This is a genomic window from Actomonas spartinae (assembly GCF_051209155.1).
In the GTDB taxonomy this organism is placed as follows: Bacteria; Verrucomicrobiota; Verrucomicrobiia; order Opitutales; family Opitutaceae; genus Actomonas.
In genome coordinates this window covers 1,717,827-1,741,008 of the sequence record NZ_JBPJGB010000001.1, presented here as the reverse complement: position 1 = coordinate 1,741,008, position 23,182 = coordinate 1,717,827, and the positions used below count along the sequence as shown (strand labels likewise).

Annotated in this window: 22 protein-coding genes; 12 read left to right on the top strand and 10 right to left on the bottom strand. The window is 63.8% G+C overall.

Translation table 11 applies throughout. The features are described 5' to 3' along the window. The gene (locus AC0MRV_RS07065) at positions 1-462 is read right to left on the bottom strand and encodes a division/cell wall cluster transcriptional repressor MraZ (RefSeq protein ID WP_472763739.1); all 462 of its coding nucleotides are present in this window, start codon (positions 460-462) and stop codon (positions 1-3) included. Between the two features lie 277 nt (positions 463-739). Between AC0MRV_RS07065 and AC0MRV_RS07060 the strand changes: the two genes are divergently transcribed. Further along, positions 740-1,045, top strand: coding sequence for a gamma-butyrobetaine hydroxylase-like domain-containing protein (locus AC0MRV_RS07060; RefSeq protein WP_472763738.1), 306 nt, complete (start codon positions 740-742; stop codon positions 1,043-1,045). A 17-nt stretch (positions 1,046-1,062) separates the two neighbouring features. Here AC0MRV_RS07060 and AC0MRV_RS07055 read toward each other — a convergent pair whose 3' ends face one another. After that, a complete protein-coding gene (locus AC0MRV_RS07055) occupies positions 1,063-1,884 on the bottom strand; it encodes a PP2C family protein-serine/threonine phosphatase (protein WP_472763737.1) in 822 nt (273 codons plus the stop codon). Positions 1,885-2,014: 130 nt separating this feature from the next. Here AC0MRV_RS07055 and hisI point away from each other — a divergent pair, with 130 nt between their 5' ends. After that, entirely contained in the window at positions 2,015-2,461 is a 447-nt protein-coding gene (gene hisI, locus AC0MRV_RS07050) for a phosphoribosyl-AMP cyclohydrolase (protein ID WP_472763736.1), read from the top strand. 124 nt (positions 2,462-2,585) lie between these two features. Here the strand turns inward: hisI and lpxA are convergent, their stop codons facing one another. Together lpxA and AC0MRV_RS07040 are read right to left on the bottom strand one after the other, a co-directional pair. After that, entirely contained in the window at positions 2,586-3,371 is a 786-nt protein-coding gene (gene lpxA / locus AC0MRV_RS07045) for an acyl-ACP--UDP-N-acetylglucosamine O-acyltransferase (RefSeq protein WP_472763735.1), read from the bottom strand. Positions 3,372-3,384: 13 nt separating this feature from the next. Beyond that, positions 3,385-4,701 (bottom strand): bifunctional UDP-3-O-[3-hydroxymyristoyl] N-acetylglucosamine deacetylase/3-hydroxyacyl-ACP dehydratase, encoded by a 1,317-nt coding sequence (locus tag AC0MRV_RS07040; RefSeq protein ID WP_472763734.1) that lies wholly within the window; start codon positions 4,699-4,701, stop codon positions 3,385-3,387. Between the two features lie 148 nt (positions 4,702-4,849). On the opposite strand from AC0MRV_RS07040, the gene efp reads away from it, so the two are divergent. Further along, positions 4,850-5,407: an elongation factor P gene (efp, locus tag AC0MRV_RS07035; protein ID WP_472763733.1), complete on the top strand. Its 558-nt coding sequence runs from the start codon at positions 4,850-4,852 to the stop codon at positions 5,405-5,407. A gap of 137 nt (positions 5,408-5,544) precedes the next feature. Here the strand turns inward: efp and AC0MRV_RS07030 are convergent, their stop codons facing one another. After that, on the bottom strand, positions 5,545-6,765 hold the full coding sequence (locus AC0MRV_RS07030; RefSeq protein WP_472763732.1) for a class I SAM-dependent rRNA methyltransferase: 1,221 nt from the start codon (positions 6,763-6,765) through the stop codon (positions 5,545-5,547). A gap of 103 nt (positions 6,766-6,868) precedes the next feature. Continuing rightward, complete coding sequence (locus tag AC0MRV_RS07025; RefSeq protein ID WP_472763731.1) at positions 6,869-8,212, bottom strand: thymidine phosphorylase; 1,344 nt, start codon at positions 8,210-8,212, stop codon at positions 6,869-6,871. Positions 8,213-8,450: 238 nt separating this feature from the next. On the opposite strand from AC0MRV_RS07025, the gene argS reads away from it, so the two are divergent. The 5 genes from argS (at position 8,451) to AC0MRV_RS07000 (ending at position 16,093) form a co-directional block, all read left to right on the top strand. After that, complete coding sequence (argS, locus tag AC0MRV_RS07020; protein WP_472763730.1) at positions 8,451-10,214, top strand: arginine--tRNA ligase; 1,764 nt, start codon at positions 8,451-8,453, stop codon at positions 10,212-10,214. A gap of 77 nt (positions 10,215-10,291) precedes the next feature. Next, positions 10,292-11,044: a hypothetical protein gene (locus AC0MRV_RS07015; protein ID WP_472763729.1), complete on the top strand. Its 753-nt coding sequence runs from the start codon at positions 10,292-10,294 to the stop codon at positions 11,042-11,044. A gap of 22 nt (positions 11,045-11,066) precedes the next feature. Beyond that, positions 11,067-12,617 carry a YihY/virulence factor BrkB family protein gene (locus AC0MRV_RS07010; RefSeq protein WP_472763728.1) on the top strand — a complete coding sequence of 517 codons (1,551 nt, stop codon included), beginning with the start codon at positions 11,067-11,069 and terminating at the stop codon, positions 12,615-12,617. Between the two features lie 74 nt (positions 12,618-12,691). Further along, positions 12,692-14,371 carry a hypothetical protein gene (locus tag AC0MRV_RS07005; protein ID WP_472763727.1) on the top strand — a complete coding sequence of 560 codons (1,680 nt, stop codon included), beginning with the start codon at positions 12,692-12,694 and terminating at the stop codon, positions 14,369-14,371. Between the two features lie 243 nt (positions 14,372-14,614). Continuing rightward, complete coding sequence (locus tag AC0MRV_RS07000; RefSeq protein ID WP_472763726.1) at positions 14,615-16,093, top strand: TolC family protein; 1,479 nt, start codon at positions 14,615-14,617, stop codon at positions 16,091-16,093. A 9-nt stretch (positions 16,094-16,102) separates the two neighbouring features. On the opposite strand, the gene miaA is transcribed toward AC0MRV_RS07000, so the two are convergent. Further along, the gene (gene miaA, locus AC0MRV_RS06995; RefSeq protein ID WP_472763725.1) at positions 16,103-17,026 is read right to left on the bottom strand and encodes a tRNA (adenosine(37)-N6)-dimethylallyltransferase MiaA; all 924 of its coding nucleotides are present in this window, start codon (positions 17,024-17,026) and stop codon (positions 16,103-16,105) included. A gap of 111 nt (positions 17,027-17,137) precedes the next feature. On the opposite strand from miaA, the gene AC0MRV_RS06990 reads away from it, so the two are divergent. The 3 genes from AC0MRV_RS06990 to AC0MRV_RS06980 all read left to right on the top strand — a co-directional run bounded on the left by AC0MRV_RS06990 (position 17,138) and on the right by AC0MRV_RS06980 (position 20,109). Then, positions 17,138-18,274 carry a glycosyltransferase family 4 protein gene (locus tag AC0MRV_RS06990; RefSeq protein WP_472763724.1) on the top strand — a complete coding sequence of 379 codons (1,137 nt, stop codon included), beginning with the start codon at positions 17,138-17,140 and terminating at the stop codon, positions 18,272-18,274. A gap of 3 nt (positions 18,275-18,277) precedes the next feature. Next, positions 18,278-19,186: a diacylglycerol/lipid kinase family protein gene (locus AC0MRV_RS06985; RefSeq protein WP_472763723.1), complete on the top strand. Its 909-nt coding sequence runs from the start codon at positions 18,278-18,280 to the stop codon at positions 19,184-19,186. 98 nt (positions 19,187-19,284) lie between these two features. Continuing rightward, a complete protein-coding gene (locus AC0MRV_RS06980; protein ID WP_472763722.1) occupies positions 19,285-20,109 on the top strand; it encodes a UDP-2,3-diacylglucosamine diphosphatase in 825 nt (274 codons plus the stop codon). On the opposite strand, the gene AC0MRV_RS06975 is transcribed toward AC0MRV_RS06980, so the two are convergent. The 3 genes from AC0MRV_RS06975 to AC0MRV_RS06965 all read right to left on the bottom strand — a co-directional run bounded on the left by AC0MRV_RS06975 (position 20,106) and on the right by AC0MRV_RS06965 (position 22,706). Continuing rightward, a complete protein-coding gene (locus AC0MRV_RS06975) occupies positions 20,106-21,008 on the bottom strand; it encodes a GGDEF domain-containing response regulator (RefSeq protein ID WP_472763721.1) in 903 nt (300 codons plus the stop codon). The genes AC0MRV_RS06980 and AC0MRV_RS06975 overlap by 4 nt on opposite strands. A 73-nt stretch (positions 21,009-21,081) precedes the next feature. Beyond that, entirely contained in the window at positions 21,082-21,888 is an 807-nt protein-coding gene (gene trpA, locus AC0MRV_RS06970; protein ID WP_472763720.1) for a tryptophan synthase subunit alpha, read from the bottom strand. 62 nt (positions 21,889-21,950) lie between these two features. Then, positions 21,951-22,706, bottom strand: coding sequence for an endonuclease/exonuclease/phosphatase family protein (locus AC0MRV_RS06965; protein WP_472763719.1), 756 nt, complete (start codon positions 22,704-22,706; stop codon positions 21,951-21,953). A gap of 116 nt (positions 22,707-22,822) precedes the next feature. Between AC0MRV_RS06965 and AC0MRV_RS06960 the strand changes: the two genes are divergently transcribed. Further along, positions 22,823-23,173 (top strand): ArsR/SmtB family transcription factor, encoded by a 351-nt coding sequence (locus AC0MRV_RS06960; protein ID WP_472763718.1) that lies wholly within the window; start codon positions 22,823-22,825, stop codon positions 23,171-23,173. Positions 23,174-23,182 lie beyond the last annotated feature (9 nt).

Genomic DNA, 23,182 nt, shown 5'->3' with positions numbered 1-23,182 from the left:
TCAGATCCCGAAGCGCCGCATCGCGTCGCCCTGGGTCGCGGGCGTCGATTTGGCCTGGATGGCAGCCCAGCGTTCCGGGCTGTAGATGTTGAATTTGTTCATGCCGCCCACGAGGACGACTTCGGCTTTCGCCCCCTTGAGGTCGGCGTGCTGAAACAGCGACTCCATGAGGGCCAGACGACCGGCGCTATCGAAGTTGAAGGCCTGGGTGCTGGAGAAAAAGGTCGAGATCTGGTCCTGCGCTTCGGTGTCGCTCATCGGCACCGCGGCAAACTTCTCGTAGAGCTTATCCGCTTCGGCCGGCGGCAGCACGGTCACGTAGCCGCCTGGATTCGGCACGGCGAGAAACTGATCCTCCTTCTCAAAATTCTTCCGCCACGCCGACGGCACGGTGCAGCGCCCCTTATCGTCAAGGGTGTGCCGGAACTGGCCGGTAAAGTAGTTTTTGCGTGGGGAAGACATCAATCGGGGGCCGCCGAATGCTACAATTCGCAACATATCGCCCCATTTTCTCCCCCAGCTCAAGAAAATTAGCCGCAAATCCTGGCATAAGTTATTCACACGAATGTGCCTCCGCCCGGGCCTACTTCCGGCCATTAGCCGCGCTCCAAGCGGCTGATTTGTGCATGGTTAGCACGGGGACTCGGCGCCGGGCGCGGCGCGATCGGCCACGCGCCCACGGAGTCAATTCCGGGGCTCGCCACGCCCCATTTCGCCCCCCAAGGTCCCCGGCCTCGACATGCAGACTCCCACCAACATTCAGCTCATCGGCAACGAAGTCGCCATCGTTTGGAGTGACGGCGCCGAGACCTATTTCGGCATGGAAATGCTGCGCGCGGCCTCCCCCAGCGCCGAAAACGTCGGCGAGCACGACATCCTCGGCAACCAATACGGCGGCGACGGCCCAACCGAATTCCCGGGTGTGACGGTCGAAGGCTGGGAAATTGTGGGCAACTACGCGGTGCGTTTCGACTTCAGCGACGGCCACCGCACCGGCCTCTACAGCTACGGCTACCTCCGCGACCTCGCCAGAAAAGGCGAATAATTGCCGATTAGCGGAAATTATTCCGCCACGCAGCGGGCCACGATGACCGTGACATTGTCGCGGCCGGAGAGGTGATTGGCCCGCTTGATGAGCTCAGCGACGGACTGCTCGAGCGTCATTTCGCCGGTGAGCACCGCCCCGAGCACGCCCGCAATCTCCGCGTCGCGCACCCCATCATTCAGCCCGTCGGTGCAAAGCAGAAGGACGTCGTCGGCCTGGAGCTCCAATCCGACGCAATCCGGCTCGAGCCCGGGGTCACCGCCGCCGAGGCACTGGTCGATGACATGCCGACTCGGGTGACGCCGAGCGTCGGTCTCGGAAAGTCGACCAGCCTGCCGCAGACGGCCCACCGGAGAGTGGTCGACACTAAGCTCTTCCAGCCAGGTTTGCCGCAGGCGGTAAACGCGGCTGTCGCCCACCTGCCCGATCATCGCCCCACCCGCTTCGATCCACACAAACGACAAGGTCGCCCCCATGCCGGCCCACTCGGGATTGGAACGCGAGGCGGCCAGCACCGCGCGATTCGCCTGATCCAACGCCAGACGCGCCGTCGCCTCCAGGAGTTCGCCTCGCGGAGCCGCCGCGACCGCGGCCTGCGTCTCGGTGAGCGCGATGCGACTGGCGACTTCGCCGGCGTTGGCCCCGCCCAAACCATCACTTACCCCCAACCACACCCCGTTCCGGAACGGGATGCGTCCGGATTGATTCACCAAAGGTCGCCCAACCTCCGCACCCAGCGTGCCGGCCCACCAGGCATCCTCGTTGTTGCTCCGCCGCAGGCCCACATCAGTGGACCCGGCGTATTCCAAAATGAGCTGTGAAGTGGCGCTGACGGACATCGGAAACCGATAGCTCAAACAGCCCCCCATCACGGCGCAACGCTGGGTTGAAACTGATTTTAAGCCCTAACAGACCCAGTCCATCCGGTGCTGGACGGAACCCGCCGCGCCCCCCAAGGTTGCCGGTCCCATGTCCACGTTTCCTGAACGCACCACCCGCCAAGAGGTCGAACTCGGTTCGACCCTGCAACCGAAGTTCGGTCCCGACGGCCTGATTCCCTGCATCACCCAGGACCACGCCACCGGTGAAGTGCTCATGTTTGCCTTCATGAACGCCGAGTCGCTGCAGCTCACGCTCGACAGCGGCAAGGCCACCTACTGGAGCCGCTCGCGTTCCAAGCTGTGGATGAAGGGCGAGGAATCCGGCAACGTGCAGCTCGTGCGCGAGGTGCGCACCGACTGCGATCAGGACGTGATCCTGATCAAGGTCGAACAATCCGGCCCCGCCAATGCGTCGTGCCACAATGGATACAAGAGCTGCTTCTACCGGAAGCTGGTCGATCCCAAGGCCAACGACTACCAGCTCGAAACCACGACCGAGCCGCTCTTCGATCCGAAGACGGTTTATAAGAAGTAAGGGGGCGCCATCTTCAGCGTTTCGCTTGCCTTGCTGTAGCCGGGGTCGTTGCCCCCGGTCCGTTTCCAGCGCGTGTGCAGCCGACCGGGGTCACCGACCCCGGCTGCAGCAAGGATCGACGCCCCTACGCCCCCGGCGCCAGGCCCCGCTCGCTGGCCGCGGCGAAGTCGAGCACGGCTTTGATTTCCTCCGCGTCGGCGGCGGGGTGAGCCTTAAGTTTCTCCAGCGCCTGGCTGCGGTTCAGGCCTTCGCGGAAAAGCACCCGAAAAACCTGCTTCACCCGGTCGAGTTGCTCGGGGGTAAAACCGCGACGCTCCAGGCCGATCTTGTTGATCGCCCGGATGATCGCCGGCTGACCGTCCGCGATCATGAAGGGCGCGATGTCCTGCACGATCTTGGCGTAGGCACTGATCATGGAGTGCGCGCCGATGCGGCAGAACTGATGCACCCCCGACATGGCGCCGAAGACAACGTGGTCCTGCACGATGCAGTGACCGGCGATACCGGTGCTGTTGCTGGCAATGATGTGGCTGCCGAGCACGCAGTCATGGGCGACGTGACCGTGGGCGAGGAGCACATTGTCGTCACCGAGGATGGTGTGCCCCTCGGGCGCGGTCGCGGCGTGCACCGTGACGTATTCCCGAAACACGTTGCGGGCGCCGATGCGCACCCCGGGATTGCCGCCGGCGAATTTCAGGTCCTGCGTCTTGGCCCCGATGTTGGCGAAGGGAAACACTTCGCAACCCGCGCCAAGCACGGTGTTGCCCTCGACCGCGGCGTGGTGATGCAGGCGGGTGCCGTCGCCCAGCGAAACGCCCGCGCCGACGTAGGCCAGCGGGCCGACCTCGACGTCGACACCAAGTTTGGCGCCCGGATCGACGACCGCGGTGGGATGTATTTGCGTAGCCATGACAGCGGCGGGGTCAGCCCTCGTCTTCGACGATGGCAAACATGAGTTCGGCGCCGGACACCACCTGGCCATCGACCGAGCAGGTGCACTCGGCCTGCGCCATCTTGGAACCGCGCATCTTCACGATCTTGGCGTTGATGATGAGTTGGTCGCCCGGTCGCACCGGACGACGGAATTTTACCTTGTCGGCGCTCATGAAGAAGGCGGTTTTGCCACCCTCCCCACCCTTGCGCAGCATGATGATACCGGCGGCCTGCGCCATGGCTTCGAGCTGGAGCACGCCCGGCATGACCGGGTTGTTCGGGAAGTGGCCGGTGAAGTAAGGCTCGTTGATGGTGACGTTCTTGATCGCGACGAGCGCGTCGTCGCCGATGAACTCCACGATGCGGTCCACCATCACAAAGGGATAACGATGCGGGATGGTGTCGAGAATGCGGCGGATATCGAGCGAGGTCTCGGTCGGCAGCAGCGTCTTCGGCCGCTTTTTCTTTTTCTTGGCGAGACCCGCGAGTTGATCGGCGAGGCCTTTGGTGAGTTCGGCGTTGATCGCATGGCCCGGGCGCGTCGCGATGATGTGCGCTTTGATCGGCATGCCCAGCAGCGTGATGTCGCCGATGATATCGAGCATCTTATGGCGGACGAACTCGTCCTTAAAGCGAAGCGGGTCTTTGGAGATGATCTTGTCCCCCTTGATCACCACCGCGCAGTCGAGCGACCCGCCCTTGATCTTGCCGAGTTTCAGCAGTTCCTCGATGTCCTCGTAAATGGTGAAGGTCCGCGAAGCGGCGATCTGGGTGATGTAAACATCCGGATCGATATCCAGGGTCAGGTGCTGGGTATGGATGCCGCGATCATCGGCGGAGGTGCAGGTGATCTTGAAACCATCGTAAGGCAGCGCGATGACCGAGGACTGGCCGCGGGTGACCGATACGGGCTCCTCCAGCACAAAGACCTCGCGGTTGGCATCCTGCTCGATCGGTTCGCCGGACAGGATCATGTCCACAAACGGCTTGGCGGAACCATCCATGATCGGCGGTTCGGCGGCATCGAGCTCGATGATGGCGTTGTCGATGCCACAGCCGGACAACGCGCTGAGCACATGCTCGACGAGGTTGATCTTGGTGTGGCCCTCCTGGATCGTGGTGTTGCGCACCAAGTCGGTGACTTGGGCGACCCGGGGTTTGATTTCGGGTTGGCCGGAGAGGTCGGTGCGTTTGAAGACGAGGCCGGAACCGGCGGGCGCGGGCTTGAGGGTGAGCTTGACGGGCTCACCGGTGTGCAGGCCTTGACCGGTCACCGAAACCTCACGCGTAAGCGTGCGTTGTTTCATGGATTGGGGCGAAATCTCGGGGCAAGCCCTTGGCCAGCGCAAGTCCCGAGATGCCAGCGGGGTGAGCATGGGTGGGCATCCTTGACACTCGTAACCCTCCTTGGTTACGCATCGCCCTTTTCCAACGACAAACCTCCCTGTTTTTACCATGCCCTCAGCCAACGACGTCCGCCGCGGCCAAGTCATCAAATACAACGGTGCGCCTCACCTGATCCTCGAGACCACCCACCGCACGCCGGGCAACCTCCGCGCCTTTGTGCAAATCAAGATGCGCAACCTGGTCTACGGGAAGTCGCTCGATCAGCGCTTCTCTTCGTCCGACAACATGGACGTGCTCATGACCGAGCGTAAGAAGCTCGAGTTCTCCTACGTCGATCGCGACACCTTTGCTTTCATGGATCCGGAAACCTTCGAGACGGTCGAGCTCATGGCCGACCTCGTGGGTGACACCAAAAACTACCTCACGCCCAACGGTGAAGTGGAAGTCCTCTACGTCGACGGCAAGCCCCTCACCATCGACCTGCCGCCGTCCGTCGTGCTCGAAGTCACCGAGAGCGCCGAGGGCATCAAGGGCGACACCGCCAGCAACGTGCAAAAGCCGGCCACCATGGAAACCGGCCTCGTGGTGCAGGTCCCGCTCTTCATCAAGGAAGGCGAGAAGCTCAAGATCAGCACCACCGACGGTTCCTACATGGGCCGCGCCTGATGCGACGGCTGCGCCGTCGCATCGAGGTTAAGTTCAAAGTTTAAGTCTAAGGGCGCCGGCCGAAAGGCCGGCTTTCTTTTGGGCCTTAAACTTCGACCTGCCCCGTCAACTCGCGGGCGGGGCGAGCTCCCCGCTCGCTAGACCACCCTCGCCCACAGCACCTTGAGGTAGCGCTGATCCGGCGCGTTGGAAAACACCGGGTGATCGGCGCCGGGACCGGTGCGCTCAAGAAACTGCAGGCGCCGCTGCTGGCGGTGCGCGGCCTTGGTCACGAGTTCCTCAAAAATCTCCGCCGACAACAGGCCCGAACACGAACAGGTCACGAATACGCCGCCGGGTTTCACCAACGAAATCGCGAGCGCGTTGAGGTCCTCATACTTGCGACGCCCTTCCGCCGCGCCGGCGGGCTCACGCGTGAGAATGAACTTCGGCGGATCGCATACGACCACGTCGTAGCTCTCCCCGTTTGTCTGCATTTGCCGCGCGTAGGCGAAGGCGTCAGCGTGCACGTATTTGATGCGGGCTTGATTGAGGTTGGCGTTGCGCTTCGCCTGGGCGATCGCGGCTTCGTCGAGGTCCACCGCCGTCACGTCCTCCGCGCCGCCGGAGACCTTGGCATTGAGCGAGAAGCCCGAGGTGTAGCAGCACAGGTCGAGGACCCGGGCACCGGACGTGAACTGCGCCAACAGGCGGCGGTTCTCCCGCTGATCGCAGAAGAAACCCGTCTTGTGCCCTTCACTGAAGTCGACCTCGTAGCGCACGCCGTGCTCGGTGATCTTCACTTTGCGCGGCGCGGCCGCGTTGGTCTCGTTGAAGGTCGAGGGTTTGATGCCTTCGAGGCTGCCGAGGTCATGATCGACCTGCACCCGCGCGAATCGGGTGCCGGCCAACTCGTGCAGCAGCGGCAACCAGACCGGCAGCCGTTGCGCGATGCCGAGGCTCATCACCTCGCACAGCAGCGTGTCGCCGTAGCGATCGACGGTGAGACCACTGAGCCCGTCCCCGTCGGAATTGATCAGCCGGTAGGCGTCGGTGACCGCATCGAGTTTCAGCAGGTCCCGCCGCAGCGCGACCGCCCGGCGCAGCGCGGTGTCGAAGTATTCAGATTCTTCACACGCCTCGAGTCCGTGCCGCACGACCCGCAGCGGAATCTTGGCCCGCGGATTGTAGAGTCCGGAGCCGCAGACCCGGCCGGCCTTGTCGTAAACCGTGACCCAGTCACCGGGACGCGCGCCCGGCGAGACCTTGCCCAGCATACGGGGAAAGATCGCGGGCTGGAAGGTGAAGAACTTGAGCTGGGCCCAGGGCGTCGGGCGATCCGCGGGATCAATCGGCGCGGCGGTTTCGAGGTCGGACATGATGGGAAAGATGCGGCAACGGCGGTGGCGGGACTGCAAGCAAAAGGCCGGCGCCAAATGCACCGGCCTTCGAAAGGATTGCGATTCGAATGCTCGACCGCGCTCAGGCGACGCGCTCGACCACCAAGGGCGGCGGAGTCGGACGCTTCGGCGCAAGACGGTAGGCGTTCTTGAAGTATTCGAGCGCCTGCTCGAGCTTCGCCTCGTCGTTGTAATGGATCATCATGAGCGGCTCACCCTGTTTGACCTGGGTGCCGACCTTCTTGATTTCGGAGACGCCGACGGCGTAGTCGATCTTCGCCTTCGGCCCGGTCTTGCCGGCGCCGAGCAGGTGCACGCCGCGCGCGATCATCGCCGCGTTGATGGTGTGCACGTAACCACGCTTGGGGGCCGGCAGCTTGCGAATGTGTTTCGCCTCCGGGAACTTGTCCGGGTTGTCGATGAAGGAGGTGTCGCCGCCCTGAGCGCCAACGAGGTCCTTGAGCTTCTCGAGCGCGGAACCATCGGTGAGGTGGCGCTGCACGGTCTGCTTGGCGGAGAGGGTCGACCCCGCGACGCCGGCGAGACGCACGATCTCCATGCCGAGCTTGAGCACGAGCTCCTGCAAATCTTCGGGGCCCTCGCCCTTGAGCAACTGGATGGCTTCCTTGAGCTCGAGGCCGGTGCCGACGGTGTCGCCAAGCGGCTGGTTCATGTCGGTCACGAGGGCGACGCAGCGACGCTTCATCGAACGACCCACGCGGGTCATGGAGCGCGCGAGCTGCTTGGCCTGCTCGAGGTCCTTGATGAAGGAGCCGTTGCCCCACTTCACGTCGATCACGAGGCCTTCGGAGCCTTCCGCGAGCTTCTTGGAAAGGACCGAGCCGGTGATGAGCGGAAGGCTCGGGATCGTGCCCGTGGCCTTGCGCATGTCGTGGAACTTGGCGTCGGCCGGAGCGAGGTCCTTGTCCTGTTTGACAATGGCGCCGCCGATCTTGCCGAGCTGCTTCACGAAGTCGTCGATCGAAAGCTCGGACTTGAAGCCCGGAACCGCGCTCAGCTTGGTGAGCGTGTTGATGATGTAATCGTGCTCATTGCCGCACATCATCGGAACCACCACCCCCGAGGCCATGGCCAGGGGCACGAGCACGAGCGACGTTTTGTCGCCGACGCCGCCGGTGGAGTATTTGTCGATCTTCGGCTTGGCGATGTGCGAAAGGTCGATCACTTCGCCGGAAAGCATCATCTCCTCGGTCAGCTCCGCCGTTTCCTGGGCGGACATCTGCTGGAAATAGATCGCCATCAACAGCGCCGAGAGCTGGTGCTCCGGCAAATCCCCGTCGAGGGTGCTATCGATGATGTAGCGGATTTCTTCTTGCGTGAATTCGCCGCCGTCGCGCTTCTTTTCGATCAGAAACTCAAACGTGGGCTTGATGAACCTGCGTGGAGGCAGAGTGCGTTTCGTCATGTGTGGTGGTTAATAACTCGAAGGACCTGTCTGGCCGTAAACCGACAAGGTTAGGCAAAAAAAACCTAGGTTGTCGAGTCAAAATTACGGCTGCTAATAGCCCGGCATAGATACTTTCCCCCTCGCCCCCAAACACTTAGACAAGCCAAGTCGGTGCTGAAAGTAGCCGAATTAGGCCGAAAAAGGGTGCCAAATCGGCGCTTGCCGCGCCCGCCCACGCCTCAGTTGAGTGAGAGTTATGTCCGTCTCGTTCAACTTCGCCACTTCGATTGAGGGCGCGCTCAACAGTGCAGCCGGTAGCCTGGGACTCGACCTGAGTCTCTTCGCACCGGAAGTTCGCACGGCCGATCCCCGCCATGGCGATTTTCAAGCCAATGGCGTGCTGCCCTACGCCAAGCGCACGCAGCAAAACCCGCGCGCCTTGGCTGAGCAGGTGGTGAAAACGCTCCCGGCCGAGGTGAGCGAATCCTTCGAGGTGGCGATCGCCGGCCCGGGCTTTCTTAATTTCACCCTCAAACCCGCCGCCCTCGACGCTTGGCTCGACTCCTTTGCTGATGAGGCCGCCCTGCGGGCAGGCGCCCGCGCCACGCAAAGCGAGGCCGGCCAGACCTTTATCGTCGATTACAGCTCGCCCAACACCGCCAAACAGATGCACGTGGGTCACCTGCGTTCGGCCGTGATCGGCGAAGCCATCTGCCGCTTGCTCGACTTCGCCGGGGCCAAGGTCACCCGCGACAATCACATCGGCGACTGGGGCACCGGCTTCGGTAAACTCATCTGGGCCTACAAACGCCACCTCGATACCGACGCCTTGGCGAACGACCCGCTGGAGGAATTTGAACGCCTCTACAAGGTCGGCAACAAGGCGGCCGACGAGGATGAGGCCGTGTTGGAGGAAGCCCGCCAGGAACTCGTCAAGCTGCAGGGCGGCAATGAAGAGAACCTCGCGATCTGGAAGCGCATCAACGAGGTGTCCCTCGAAGCCTTCCAGAAGATCTACGATCAACTCGGTATCCACTTCGATCTCACCCTCGGCGAGAGCTTCTACAACGACAAGGTCAGCCAGGTCTACCAGGAGCTGAGCGACCTCGGTCTCGCCGAAATCAGCGAAGGCGCGCTCGTGGTCTTCCATCCGGAGCACCCTCGTTTCGCCAAGCAACCCTTCCTCGTGCGCAAGAGCGACGGCGCCGCCAACTACGCCTCGACCGACCTCGCCACGATTCTCTACCGCACCGAGCACCTCGGCGCCGACGCCTCGATCTACGTGATCGACTCCCGCCAAGGCGACCACTGCGAACAACTCTTCCTCACCGCGAAAAAGTGGTTCGAGAAGACCAACCGCAAACTCCCCCGCCTCGAGCACACCTCCTTTGGCACCGTGCTGGGCGAAAACAACAAGCCGCTCAAAACCCGCTCCGGCGAAAACATCAAGCTGCGCGACCTGCTCCACGAGGCCACCGAGCGCGCCGCTCGACTCGTCGCGGAGAAGAGCACCCACCTGCCCGCCGACGAACAGGCCGCAGTCGCCGCCATCGTGGGGGTGGGTTCGGTCCAATACGCCGACCTCTGCCAAAACCGTTCCTCCGATTACGTCTTCTCCTGGGACAAGATGATCTCCCTGGAGGGCAACACCGCCGCCTACCTGCTCTACGCCGTCGCGCGCATTCATTCCATCTTCCGCAAGCTCGAACTCGAACCGACCGACGCCAGCGCCCACGCGGCCGCCGACGCGCTCGAGACCCCGACCGAGCTCGCCCTCGCCCGCAAGCTCGCCAAGTTCCCCGAGGCCCTGCGCGCCGCCGTGGGGCCGCTGCGACCGCACGTGCTCTGCCTCTACCTCTACGAACTCGCCGGGGATTTCAGCGCGTTCTACAACGCCGACAAGGTCGCGGTCGAGGAGCCCAACCTCCGCGCCCGCCGCCTGCGCCTTTGCGCCCGCACCCTCCTGCTGCTGGAAACCGGCCTGCACCTCCTCGGCCTGCGCACGCTAAAACGGATGTAAAACCGCTCGCGCTCCTCCCGAAGCGCTTCGCCAAAACAGCCTTGCGGAGCCCCTCCGCCTGAAACACCGTCCCGCCAATGGCCCCGCAGGAGTATTATATCCGCAACGCGTCCGACACCGAGGCACGAGGCCCGTTCAACCTCGAGCAACTCTCCTCGTTGGCGGAAAACGGTCAGGTCACTCAGGAAACCGTCTACTACGACACCGAGAAGGAGAAGTGGGTCAGCGTGGGTTCCGACACCGAGCTCATGGCTCAATTGTTTCCGCAGAAACAAAAGCTCAAGGTCCGGCCCAAGGATCAGGTCCAGTCGCTCAACAACTCGACGGAAAGCATGCCGCCCATCGAGGTGACCGACATGTTGGCTGCCGCCGAAGGTCGCTCCGCCGACACCAAGGACAAGGCCGATCCGCGCGAGGCCCTCGCCCGCGCCGCCCGCCTTGGCATGTTTGCCAACACCGCAATCCTGCTCATCAGCGGCCTCGCCCTCATCGCGCCATCCATCGACACCATCGTGGCCGGCAACTACCCCAAGCTGCTCTCGCAACCCTTCGCCATCCTCGGTGCCGTCGATCTCCTGCTCTTTCTCCTGATGCTGCTGCAGGCTGTCGCCCTCTACCCCTTCATCCGTTTCCGCGCCGCGCTCGGCGCCGGCTTCCTCGGGCTTTTCTTCTACGCGCAAGGTGAACCGCAGACGGCCCTCTACGCCGCGCTCGGCTGCGTCGGCATCTACTTCTCGACGATCTTCACCAACCTTTTCGCCGTGGTCCTAACCGCCGTCGTCGGCATCGGCGGCATGAGCGCGTTCGCCTGGGCGGTGTTGAATTCCTGAGCCCACGGGCTCCTCGCCCCCCGTGTCTGCTTCCTCCAACGGCAACTCCCTCCTCGACTGGGCCAAACGTCAGTCGGCGACATTTGCCCGCCTGGTGAAAGTCGACATCTGGTCCGCCGATTCGTTGCGTAAGACCAACACCCGCGGGCGCCTGCATGCCTTCCTGCGGGTGGTTTCGATCACACTCTCCGGGGTGCAGGAAAATCGCGCTGTCAGCCGCGCCGCGGCGCTGAGTTTCAGCTCGCTCATCGGTATCGGCCCCTTGGTCGCGCTGACCATGATGGTCGCGGGATTCATGCTCAACGACGAGGACCCCGACCTCGCGGTGAACACGCTCAACCGCGTGCTGCGTTTCGTCGCGCCCCAGATCGATCAATACGATCTCGCTGCGGCCGCCGATGCCGCCACCAACGGCGAAACCGGCGCCGAGATCGACGCCAAGGCCAACATTTCCAACGCCCCCATCGAAGTCCGCCCCGAGTTGGTCGACTTCATCAACGGCTTCGTCTCCAGTTCGCGCAATGGCGCGGTCGGCGCGGTCGGCGCAGTCACGCTCATCATCATCGTGCTGCAGCTTTTCACCTCCATTGAGAGCGCCTTCAACGACATCTGGGGCGTGCGCCGCGGGCGCGCCTGGATCATGCGCATCGCTTTCTACTGGATGGTGATCACGCTGGGCGCCGTGTTGTTCTTCGCCGCCCTCACCGGCTTGGCGGGCGGCGCCTTCACCAATGCCTTTGCCGAAAACCTGCCTTTCGGACCGCAGTTGGTCGCGCTCATGCAGTATTTCCTGCCGCTGCTGTCGTTCATCACCCTGGTGGTCGTGCTCACGGTCTTTTACCGCGCGATCCCGAACACCCACGTCAACTGGGGCGCGGCCGCGATCGGCGCCTTCATCGTCGGCCTGTTGCTCATCGCCAACAACTACCTCGCCTTCCTCTACATCCGCAACGTCCTCATCTCCCGCGCGCTGTATGGCTCCCTCGCCATTCCGATCGTGCTGATGTTCGGCCTCTACATTTTCTGGCTCTTCGTGCTGCTCGGTGGACAGGTCAGCTACGCCGTCCAAAACGCCCGTTTCCGCAACTCGCAGGCCGCCTGGCACACCCTCGCCGAATCGATGCGCGAGCGCCTATCGCTCGTCGTGCTGCTCACCGTCTGTCGCCGTTTCCATTCCTGCCAGGAACCGCCCACCGCCTCCCAACTCGGCGACATCATCGGCGTGCCCGACCAGCTCCTCAACGAGTGCCTCAATCGCCTCGTGCGCATGCAACTGCTCACCCCCATCCCGTCGCCCGACGGCCAAGCGGCGGTCGACGATCGCTACATGCCCGCCCGCCCGCTCGGCCGCACGACCCTGGCCCACTTCAAACACCGCGACGACGACCTCGGCGAAGATCCCGCCGGCCCCGACCTCGTCGACGCGGATCCCTTGCTGGTCAATTACCACCGGGCCACTCGCGAGCTCACCCAGTCCCAACTTTTCCAAACCCCGCTCGACCAATTGTTCGAGCAATTCCCCCTCCCGGCGGCAAACGAAGCCGCGGCCGACACCCCGTCCGCCTCGGCCTGATCGCCACCGCCCGACCCCCGCCACTCCCCGGTTGACACCCATGGGCGCCAACCTAGCTTCGCTCGTTTCTCCCCATGATTTCCTGGATTCAGATCACGTTCCAACGTCACTTCCGCGTCATCTTTCTGGTGCTGTTGGCGGTCCTCATCGTCTCCTTCGTCTTCACCATCGGTGCCGCTCCGGGCATCGGTCGAGGCGACCAGCGCGCGCAGGCCCGCACCTTCTTCGATCTCAACCTCGCCTCGCCCGAAGGGCAGGCCGCGCTCTACAACGATGCCACCCTCAGCATGATGCTGCAGTCCGGCTCGATGCAGTTTGCCCAGGCGCAGATCCAGGAATTTGCCCTGTTCCGCTACACCAGCCTCCACCTCGCCCGGGAACTCAACCTCCCCGAACCGAGCGAAGCCGAGCTCGAAGAGTCCATCCGCGCGGTCCGCATCTTCGCCGGCCCGACCGGTGAGTTCGACCCGCAGGCCTACGCCGACTTCCGCGCCAACCTCAAGTCCGGCGGTCGCTACACCGAGGCCGACATCAAGCGCGTCCTCGTCGGCGACTTCCTCGTCCGCCGGGTCGGTGATCTCCTCAGCGGTCCCGGCTACGTCGACGACAGCGAAGTCGCCTTCCAGTTGGAGCGCACCGACACCACCTGGTCGGTCGAAATCGCCAAGGTCGACTACGCGACCTACGCGCCGACGATCGAGCCCACCGACGAGCAACTCCGCACCTATTTTGAGAACAACGCGTTCCGCTACGAAACGCCGGCCATGGTCCGCGTGAACTACGTGGAGTTTCCCGCCACCCGCTACCTCGCGCAGGTGCAGCTCACCGACGACGAGATTCGCGCGTTCTACGAATCCAACCCCGCGCGCTTCCCCAAGCCCGAGACCGCGACCGAAGGCGAAGCCCCGGTCGTGGGCGCCGACACCCTCGACGCCGACTTCCTCGCCGTGCGCGATCAAGTCTCCGCGGCCCTCCGCTACGATCGGGCTCGCCGTCTCGCCCAGTCCGCTGCCGCCGACATGAGCGTTGAGATTTTCGACTCCAAGCTTACCGGCGCGGCCCTCGGCGCATTCGTCGCCGAAAAGGGCGAAGTCCTGCGCACCGCGCCTCCCTTCGCCCGCAATGCCCCGCCGGCCTTCCTTGGTGGTTCGGCCCAAGCCGCCGCCGCCGCCTTCCAACTCACCAGCGACCGTCCCTTGTCCGACGCCATGCCCACCGCCGCCGGTGCCGTGGTCATGATTTTCGAAGAACGCATCGAACCCGCCCCGTCCGCATTCGAGACCGTGGTTGAGCGCGTGCGCACCGACTTCGTCGCCGCTGAAAAACGCGAGCGCTTCGCCGAGCTCGGTCGCCAACTCCGTGCCTCGCTGCAAAGCAAACTCGCCGCCGGTTCTTCCTTCGCCGACGCCGTCGCCAGCTTGGACAACACCGACGGCGCCACCATCACCACCTCCTCCTTTGAGAACTTCACCGCGATGGATCGTCCCGAAGACTTCCCCTTCTCCGTCGGTTCGGCCATGCAGAACCTCGAAGCCGGACAAGTCTCCCAAATGGTCATGACCAACAACGAGGGGCTGATCACCTACGCCGCGGCCAAGACCCTCCCGGTGCTCGACGCCAGCAATCCCCGCTACGCCGAGATGCGTGAGCAGGTGGCCGCCGCCAACAGCAACACGACCGCCAGCTCCGTCATCCGCGACCTCTTCACCCAAGAGCTGAGCGGTGGTCAGGCCAACGCCGATCTCGAGGAATAAGCCTCCGCCAAGGCTTCCATCCCCTTTCCGGCGCCCGCATCACCGCGGGCGCCTTTTTCGTGCCCCGCCCATCCCTGCTTCAAACCGTCCATCCGCTTAACCGTCGCCAGAACCGAAGTGATCACTTCGTTCGCAATCATGCGGTCGACCGCTCCAATTGATCAGAAAATGAACCAACACGCTGAAACCCCGCGACTTTTGCCGGCGTCCCGTGTATTCACTGCAGACTCTCCGCTTTTAATCATGTCCCGACTGTTTCGCTCAGCTTGCCTCATCGCTTTAAGTTTCTCCGCGCCCGTCTTCGCGCAGGAGCCGGTGCTCACCCTCGAGGAAGCGGTGGCGCGCGCGCTCGAAAAGAATTTCGCCGTGGAAATCCAGCGCTACTCCAAGGAGACGGCCTCGGCCGCGGTCGATATCGCCGACGCCAACTTCGACCCGTCGTTCTTCGTCAACGCGACCAAGAGCCTCAACCAGCAGGCCCAACCCAGCAGCACGCTCGACGGCGTCAGCTCCGAGGGTCCGCGCAGCGAGAACACCTCCATCCGCGCCGGCGCCCGCCAGCGGATCGTGACCGGCGCCAACATCGAGGTCGGCGCCAACCTCAATCGCCGCGAAACCAACTCCACCTTCTCCCTGCTCAATCCGGTCTACGCCAGCGACGTCTCCCTCACCGTCACCCAACCGCTGCTCGCCGGCTTCGGCAGCGAGGTGAACCGCGCCGCGCTCAAGCGCGCCCGACTCGGCCTGGAGCGCGCCGGACTCGATTTCGAATCCACCCTCCTCGACATCATCCGCAACGTGGAGGCCGCCTACTACAACCTCGTCTTCGCCCGCGAACAACTCGCCGTGCGCCAGTTCAGCCTCTCCGTTGCCGAGGGCCTTCTGGAAGAGAACCAGACCAAGCGCGAAACCGGCGTCGCCACCGACCTTGACGTGCTGCAGGCGCAGGTCGGCGTGGCCAACGCCAACCGTAACGTGCTCCTCGCTGAACAAACCGTGAAGGACCGGGAGGACGCGTTGAAGAACCTCATCACCCAGTTCGAACTCGACCGCCCGCTCGGAGAGGTGGCCCTGCAGCCGGTCGCAACTCCCACCGTCTCCTTTGCCGAGTCCTACCGCCTCGCCCGCGCCAACCGGCCCGACTACGCCTCCGCCGCACTCGCCGTCGAACAGTTCCGCATCGACGAAAACACCGCCCGCAACGGTCGCCGCCCTTCCCTCGATCTCAGCGCCGGCGTCGGCCTCAACAGCAACGAGGGCTCCGCCAGCGACGCCACCAGCAACCTCTGGGAGGGCGACGGCTACTCCTGGCAACTCGGCCTCTCCCTCAACGTGCCCTGGGGCTTCAAGGAAGAGAAAGCCCGCCTCGCTCAGGCCCGCGCCACGCTCAGCCGCGAAGAGACCCGTCTCCGCCAGCTCGAGCAAAGCATCATGGTCGACGTGCGCGCCGCCATTCGCTCGGTCGAGACCAACAGTGAGAGTTTCAACATCAGCCAGCTCGCCACCAAGTTGAGCCAGGACCAATTCGACCTCGAAAAGGCCCGCTTCGACGCCGGCCTCTCCACCTTCCGCCGCGTGCAGGAAGCCCAGGAGGATCTCGACACCGCCCGGGTCAACCAGATCCAGGCGGCCGTCAACCTGCGCATCGCCCTCGCCGAACTCGCCCGCCTCGAGGGCAGCTCGCTCGACCACTACGGCATCGACCTCGACGCGGCCGAGTAAACGAACCCGCTAGGCTTCGAACAACTCGTCGACCGTCACCGTCGCCGCATCGACCTCGCGGTGGGCCGGCAACTGGGTGCGAAACCACGTGCGCTGTTTCTTCACCAGCGCCCGGGTGTTGCGCGCGATCTCATCGGCCAAGTCATGCGCCGACAGATCACCGCGCAACATCGCCAGAGTTTCCCGATACCCGATGGAACCAGCCGCGCTGGGATTCTCTTCGATTCCGGCCTCCCGCAGGCGGGCAACCTCCTCCACCAGGCCGTCGGCCAACATCAGTTTGATCCGCAGCGCGATGCGCTCGTTGAGCGCCTCCGGCTCCCGCTCCAATCGCGTGCAACGCACGTCAAAATCCGCAAACGGCCCGGGTAGCGCGGCGAAGTCCGCCTGCACCTGCGCCAGGGTGCGCCCGCTCGTCCGGCAGCGTTCCAACGCCCGCAACACCCGACGCGGGTTGGCCGTATCCAAATTTCCGAGACCGTCGGGATTGAGTTCATGCAGCTCCGCCACCAGCGGCGCCAAACCCTCGCGCGCGTAGCGTCGCTCGATCTCTCCCCGCAGCTCCGGCGCCACCTCGATGGTATCGGTCACTGGACCAAAAAACGCCTTCAGGTAAAAGCCGCTGCCCCCGGTCACCAACACCGCCCGGCCCCGCGCGACGATCGCGTCGACCGCCGCGCGCGCGAGTTCGACGTAGCGCGCGATGTTCATCGGCTCGCGCGGTTCACAGATATCCACCAGGTGGTGCGGCACCCGTTCCAGTTCCTCCTGCGTCGGTTTCGCCGTGCCCAGATCCATGCCCCGATAGAACAGCAGCGAGTCGCAGGACACGATCTCCGCGCCGCGGGTTTCCGCCCACCGCAGCGCCAGCTCGGTCTTGCCGACGGCCGTGGGGCCGGTGAGCACATGGAGGCAATTGGGAGCGGCGTTCATCGCGCAGCAGTAGGGCGTGCCCAAACAATTGTTACAAGGGCGTGATATCGCGCGCTGTCGCTTCTTTTGACCTCGCCCTGCCCTGCGGCACCGGTTGCAACCAGCCCAGTTTTGCACCTCGCGCTCGTCACCGAAACTTTTCCCCCGGAGATCAACGGTGTCGCCATGACCCTCGGTCATGTCGCCGAAGGACTCACCGAACGTGGTCACGATGTCATCGTGCACCGACCGCGCCAACGCGATGAAGCAGCCGCCGCTCCCTCGCCGCACATCTATCCCGAAGTGCGTCATCCCAGCCTGCCGATTCCCGGCTACGCCTTCCTGCGTTTCGGCCTGCCCGTGCGCGGCCGCCTGCTGAAGGCTTGGCGGCTGAAGCGTCCCGACCTCGTGCACATCGCGACCGAGGGACCCTTGGGCTACGCCGCCCTGCTGGCCGCCAACAAGCTCCGCATTCCGGTCAGCTCCAGCTTCCACACCAACTTTCACCAATACAGCGCCCACTACGGTTTCGCGTGGTCGGCGCGACCGGTGCTCGGCTACTTGCGGCACTTTCACAACCGCACCCGCATCACCCTTTCGCCGTCACCCGATCTCAACGCCGAACTCACGCGTGACGGCTTCCGCGATGTTCGACTGCTCTCGCGCGGCGTGAACACCCGCGTGTTTTCACCGACCCATCGCTCAACTGAATTGCGGGCCACCTGGGGCGCGGCACCGGACGATCTGGTCGTGATCCATGTCAGCCGGCTTGCCGCCGAAAAGAACTACGACCTGCTCTTCACCTGCTACGAAGCGATCCGGCAACGCGATCCGCGCGCCAAGTTCATCATCGTCAGCGACGGCCCCGAGCGCGCCAAGCTCACGCGCCGCTATCCGTGGGCCCACTTCACCGGCTTCCTCCCGCGCGATGAGATGGCCGACCACTACGCCTCCGCCGACCTGTTTCTTTACCCCAGTCTCACCGAGACATTTGGCAACGTCGTGCTCGAAGCCATGGCCTCCGGCCTGCCCGTGGTGGCGTTTGATTACGCCGCCGCGGCGCGCTACATCGCCGATCAGCAGAACGGGCGCCTCGCGCGACTCGGCGACACGGATCATTTTCAACAAATCGCCCGTTCCATCGCCGTCGATCCGTCTGGCCGGGCTCGCCAAGGGATCGCCGCCCGCGCCACCGCGGAGACGATCCCGTGGGACGCGGTGATTGACGGACTCGAGAGGGACCTGCTGAGTGTGATCGCCTCCGCATAGGCCATGACGTCTCGGCTCGATCCCCGGCAAACCCGGACCCGCTTCATTTTCAACCCCCATTCGGGTCACAACCGCCGTGACCCCTACCTCCTGCAGCGCACCCGCGACTTCATCGCCGAGCACCAACTGAATGCACAGATCGCGCTCACCGAGCGCCCGCGCCACGCCACCGACCTCGCGCGTGCCGCCATCGCCGAGGGTTGCGAACTCGTGGTCGCGATCGGCGGCGACGGCACCCTCAACGAAGTCGCCGCCGCCCTGGTCGATTCGCCGGCCGCCCTGGGGCTCATCCCCTGCGGTTCGGGCAACGGCCTCGGCCGCCACCTCGGCATCCCCGATCCCGGTCGCGGCGCCTACCGCACCCTGCTGGACGGCCGTATTCGCACGATCGATACCGGCCGCGCCAACGGCCACGCCTTTTTCAACGCCATGGGCATCGGCTTCGATGCCGAGATCAGTTCCCGCTTCAACCACCTCACCCGTCGCGGCCTTCCTGCCTACGTGCGCACCGGCCTGAGCGCCTGGTTTGGCTACGAACCGCAGCCCTACACCATCGAGAACGGCACCGGTCGACTGGAAACCAGCGCCTTCATCGTGGCCGTGGCCAACTCCGACCAATACGGCAACGACTGCTTCATCGCGCCCGGCGCCCAGGTCGACGACGGCCAGCTCAACCTCACCGTGCTCAAGCACGTCTCGACGCTCAACGCGCTGCCGCTCGCCTGGCGCCTCTTCCGCGGGAAACTCGACGGCAGCCCGCAGGCCGCGCGCATGGCCGGCGCCCATTTCACCATCACCCGTCCGGCCGCCGGCCCCATTCACACCGACGGCGAAGTTCACGAAACCGGCGCGGTCATCGACGTGGAGGTCCGTCCGTCGAGCCTGCGCGTTTTGGTTCCCGCCGACAGGTAACGTTACCGTGACGAAAGCGCCGTGCCCCTAGGCAAGCCCCCCTCAAACCTGCTACGCTGCGCTCACCCATGACACCAAAACCGCTACGGGTGAGGACCGTGATCATCTCAGATGTGCACTTGGGCACACACGACTGCAAGGTGCGCGAGGTGAATCACTTCCTGAAACACACGCGCTGTGAGAAGCTCATCCTCAATGGTGACATCATCGATGGCTGGCGCCTGAAGAAAACCGGCCACTGGCCCAAGAGCCACACCCGCTTCATCCGGCTGGTGCTCAAAAAACTGGAGAAGAAGAACACCGAAGTCATCTACCTGCGCGGCAACCACGACGACGTGCTCGCCAAGTTCCTGCCCCTTGATTTTGAGAACCTGCAGATCGTGGAGGACTACGTGCACGAAACGCCCAAGGGGAACTACTTCGTGCTGCACGGCGATGTCTTCGACACGGTGACCAAGAACTTTGTGTTCCTCGCCTACCTGGGCGACTGGGGCTACCGGCTGCTCATGCGCATCAACCGCCTCTACAACCACTGGCGGGCTTGGCGCGGCAAGGAGTATTACTCCCTCTCCAAGGCGGTGAAGGCACGCGTAAAACAGGCCGTCAACCACGTGTCCAATTTCGAGGAACACATCGTCGAGCTCGCCCGCAGTCGCGACTGCATCGGCGTCATGTGCGGGCACATTCACACCGCCGCCGACAAGGTCTACGACGGGGTCCACTACCTCAACAGCGGCGACTGGGTGGAGTCCCTCACCGCCATCGTTGAACACGACGACGGCCGTTTCGAGATCATCGACTTCGCCGACTTCGTGCAAACCTACCCCATGCCGGAACAGGACGACCCGGACCGCGCCGACGCCAACGATCTGATCGAATCGGTGGAGCCCCGCGCCACACCGTCGACCTCCAGCGCGGCCTAACCCGCCACGACCACGCGATCGCGCCCGTCTGATTTCGCGCGATAGAGTGCCTTGTCGGCCGCCGCGATCACCGCTTTGGCGGTCGTCGCATGATCCGGCACCGTCGCGACGCCCGCGCTGGTCGTTACGGCGATTGCCTTTCCCTCTTCGTCGATTTCGTAGGGCTGCTTGCGCACCGCGCTGACCAACCGCTGGGCCGTGTCGGCGGCCTCTTCGGCGGTGAGCTCGATCAAAAGCACGGCGAGTTCCTCGCCCCCAAATCGCGCCAAGCGGTCGACTTTGCGCATCAAGCCGCTCAGGCGCCGGGCCGTCTCGCGCAGCACCGCGTCGCCCGCCGGGTGACCATGTTGGTCGTTGATCGACTTGAAGTGATCGAGGTCGAGCAGCACGAGGGAGAAACTGCGGCCAAAACGCTTCGCCCGCTCCGTCTCCTCGGCGAGCATACGGTTGAACTCACGACGGTTGAGCAGACCGGTGAGCGCATCGTGGGTGGCAAGACGTTTCAGCTCGGCCAGGGTCTCGCTGAGTTTCAGTGCATAGCGCAGAGAACGCTCCAACATCGAGGCCGAGATCTCGCCCTTCACCAGGTAATCGAGCGCGCCCGCGTTCATCGCTTCGATATCGATGTCCGATGAGGACTCGGCGGTCAGAAAAATGATCGGCACGTCGCAGCCATGGTCCTTGGCCTCGCGGATGAGTTCCAAGCCGTCGCGCGGCCCAAGCTGGAAATCCAGCAGGCACGCCGTGTGTTCGCCGCTGAGCAAACGCTCCAGTCCCTCCTCGTAGGTGGCCGCCCACTCAAAGTCGTAGGCCTCGCCCCGGAACGCCTTCAGCTGTTGCTGAACGATGCGTGCCTGCAGGCGATCGTCGTCGATGAGTAATAACTTGCGCGGCTCCATTCGAGAGGGTCCAAAAGGCCCGGTCGACCGGTTCGCTTCAAGCGTTATTCCGGAATTCAAACGCTCCGACTGGTCAACCGCGCCCCACCCCGGCCACCAGATCCGTCACCTTGGCCGCCATGGCCGGACCAATCTCAGCGCGCGCATCCACCCGGTCACGAATCACGTTCACCAAGGCACTGCCCACCACGACGCCATCGGCGTGCGCCGCGACTTCGGCGACGTGCTCGCGCTTTGAAATACCAAAACCCACCACGACCGGCAGCTCCGTGTGGCGTTTGATCGCGGCGACCGCATCCGGCACGTTGGCGGCCACCGTATCGCGCTCGCCCGTCACCCCTTCGCGCGACACGTAGTAAATGAATCCGCTCGTCGCCGCTGTGATGGTCGGCAGGCGCGCTTCCGGCGTCGTCGGCGCCACGATGAACACCGTCTTCATCTGGAGTTTAGCACAGGCGGCCGACAATTCGTCCGCTTCCTCCGGCGGCAGGTCGAGGGTGAGCAAACCATCGAGGCCAGCCTCCTTGGCCCGTTGCACGTAAGCTTCAACGCCGTTGGAGAAGACGAGGTTGTAATAGGTGTAGAACACGATCGGGGTCTCGGGAAACTCCTCCCGCAGCTTGGCCACGAGCGCGAACACCCGCTCCGCCGTCATGCCGCCTTCCAACGCCCGCTGGGCCGCGAGTTGGTTGGTGAGACCGTCGGCCAGTGGATCGGAGAACGGCACCCCCAGCTCGAGCACATCGACGCCGTTGCGCAACAGGGCGCGGCAAGCTTCGAGCGAGCTCTCAAAATCCGGATCCCCCGCACAGAGGTAGGCCACAAAGGCGGCGCGGTTTTGGGCCTGGGCACGGGCGAAAGCTTGGGCGATGCGATCCATGAGCCCTCCATCGCGGCAAATTCCCCTCCCGGGGGCAAAGCCTATTTCCGGTTGGGACCGGATCAGCTCAGCTCAAATTCGACCAATACGGGACGGTGATCGGAGAGCATCGAGCGCACGACGTGGCAATGGGGCTCGCGCGCCCGTGGCGGCACAAAGACAAAATCCAACAAACGCGCCGGCAAAGGCGATGGAAAGGTGCGACCGCGCCGCGGGTGCAGGGTGTAACGCCCCAGGTCCTGGAGGTGGCGATTGAGCGCCGCCGTCACATCGGAGGCGGTGCCCGGCGTGTTGAAGTCGCCGCAGACGATGGGCAGGGCCGGCCATTCGCCGCCGTGTGCCCGGCGCTTCTCCCGCAGAAAGTCCAAGAGCTGTTCCAATTGCCGAAAACGATGGTTCCGCGACCGATAGTGGAGGTGCAGGTTTACGATGGGCAGGCGCATGCCGTGCAGATCGACCTCGGCGAAAATGAAGCCCTTTTCGCCGATCTGTCGTTGGCCGAAACTCACCGTCTCCGACGCGATGATCGGGTAGCGCGAAAGCAGACCGTTGCCGTAAGCGAGATTGATCAAACCCTCGCGTTTGTTGTGCACGCCGAAAACCGAATACGGCAGCCCGGTGTGCTGACTGAGGTAATCGAGCTGATCGAAGTTGCCCGCCCAGCGCGAGCGCTGGTCGATCTCCTGCAGGGCCACAATATCGGCGTCCAAGCGAGCCAGCAAATCACCGATCTTGCGCAGATTGCGGCGTAGCTTTTCCGCCGACGTGATCCCCTGGATCGGGTTCAGACCCCGCCCATGGGCAATATTGAAAGTCACAATCCGCACCCGGTGCACGCCCTATCACTGTCCAGCTCCCCCACCGGATCAAGTTTCCAAGGCAGCACAATATATTCCGCTTGCGTTATATTCCATCATGGGAATGTTGCGGCGCCATGCAGCTCGTCGAAATCTACCAATGCCTCTGTGACCAGACCCGTCTGCGCATCCTGAACTTGTTGCTGCAGGGCCCGCTTTGCGTGTGCCACATTCAGGAGATTCTTGACGAGAAGCAGGTGAAAATCTCCAAGCACCTCGCCTACCTCAAAGAGCGTGGCCTGGTCACCGCCGAGCGCCGCGGCACCTGGATGGTTCACGCCATCCCGGCCGAGCGCAGTCCCGAGCTCGAACGAAACCTCGCCTGCCTGCAGGACTGCGCTCGTGAGAACCCCCTCTTCACCGCCGATCTCAAACGTCGTCGCAAGTTGGCCTGCGATGTCGACGCGATCACGTCCTGCTGCTCCTGAACCCTTCAA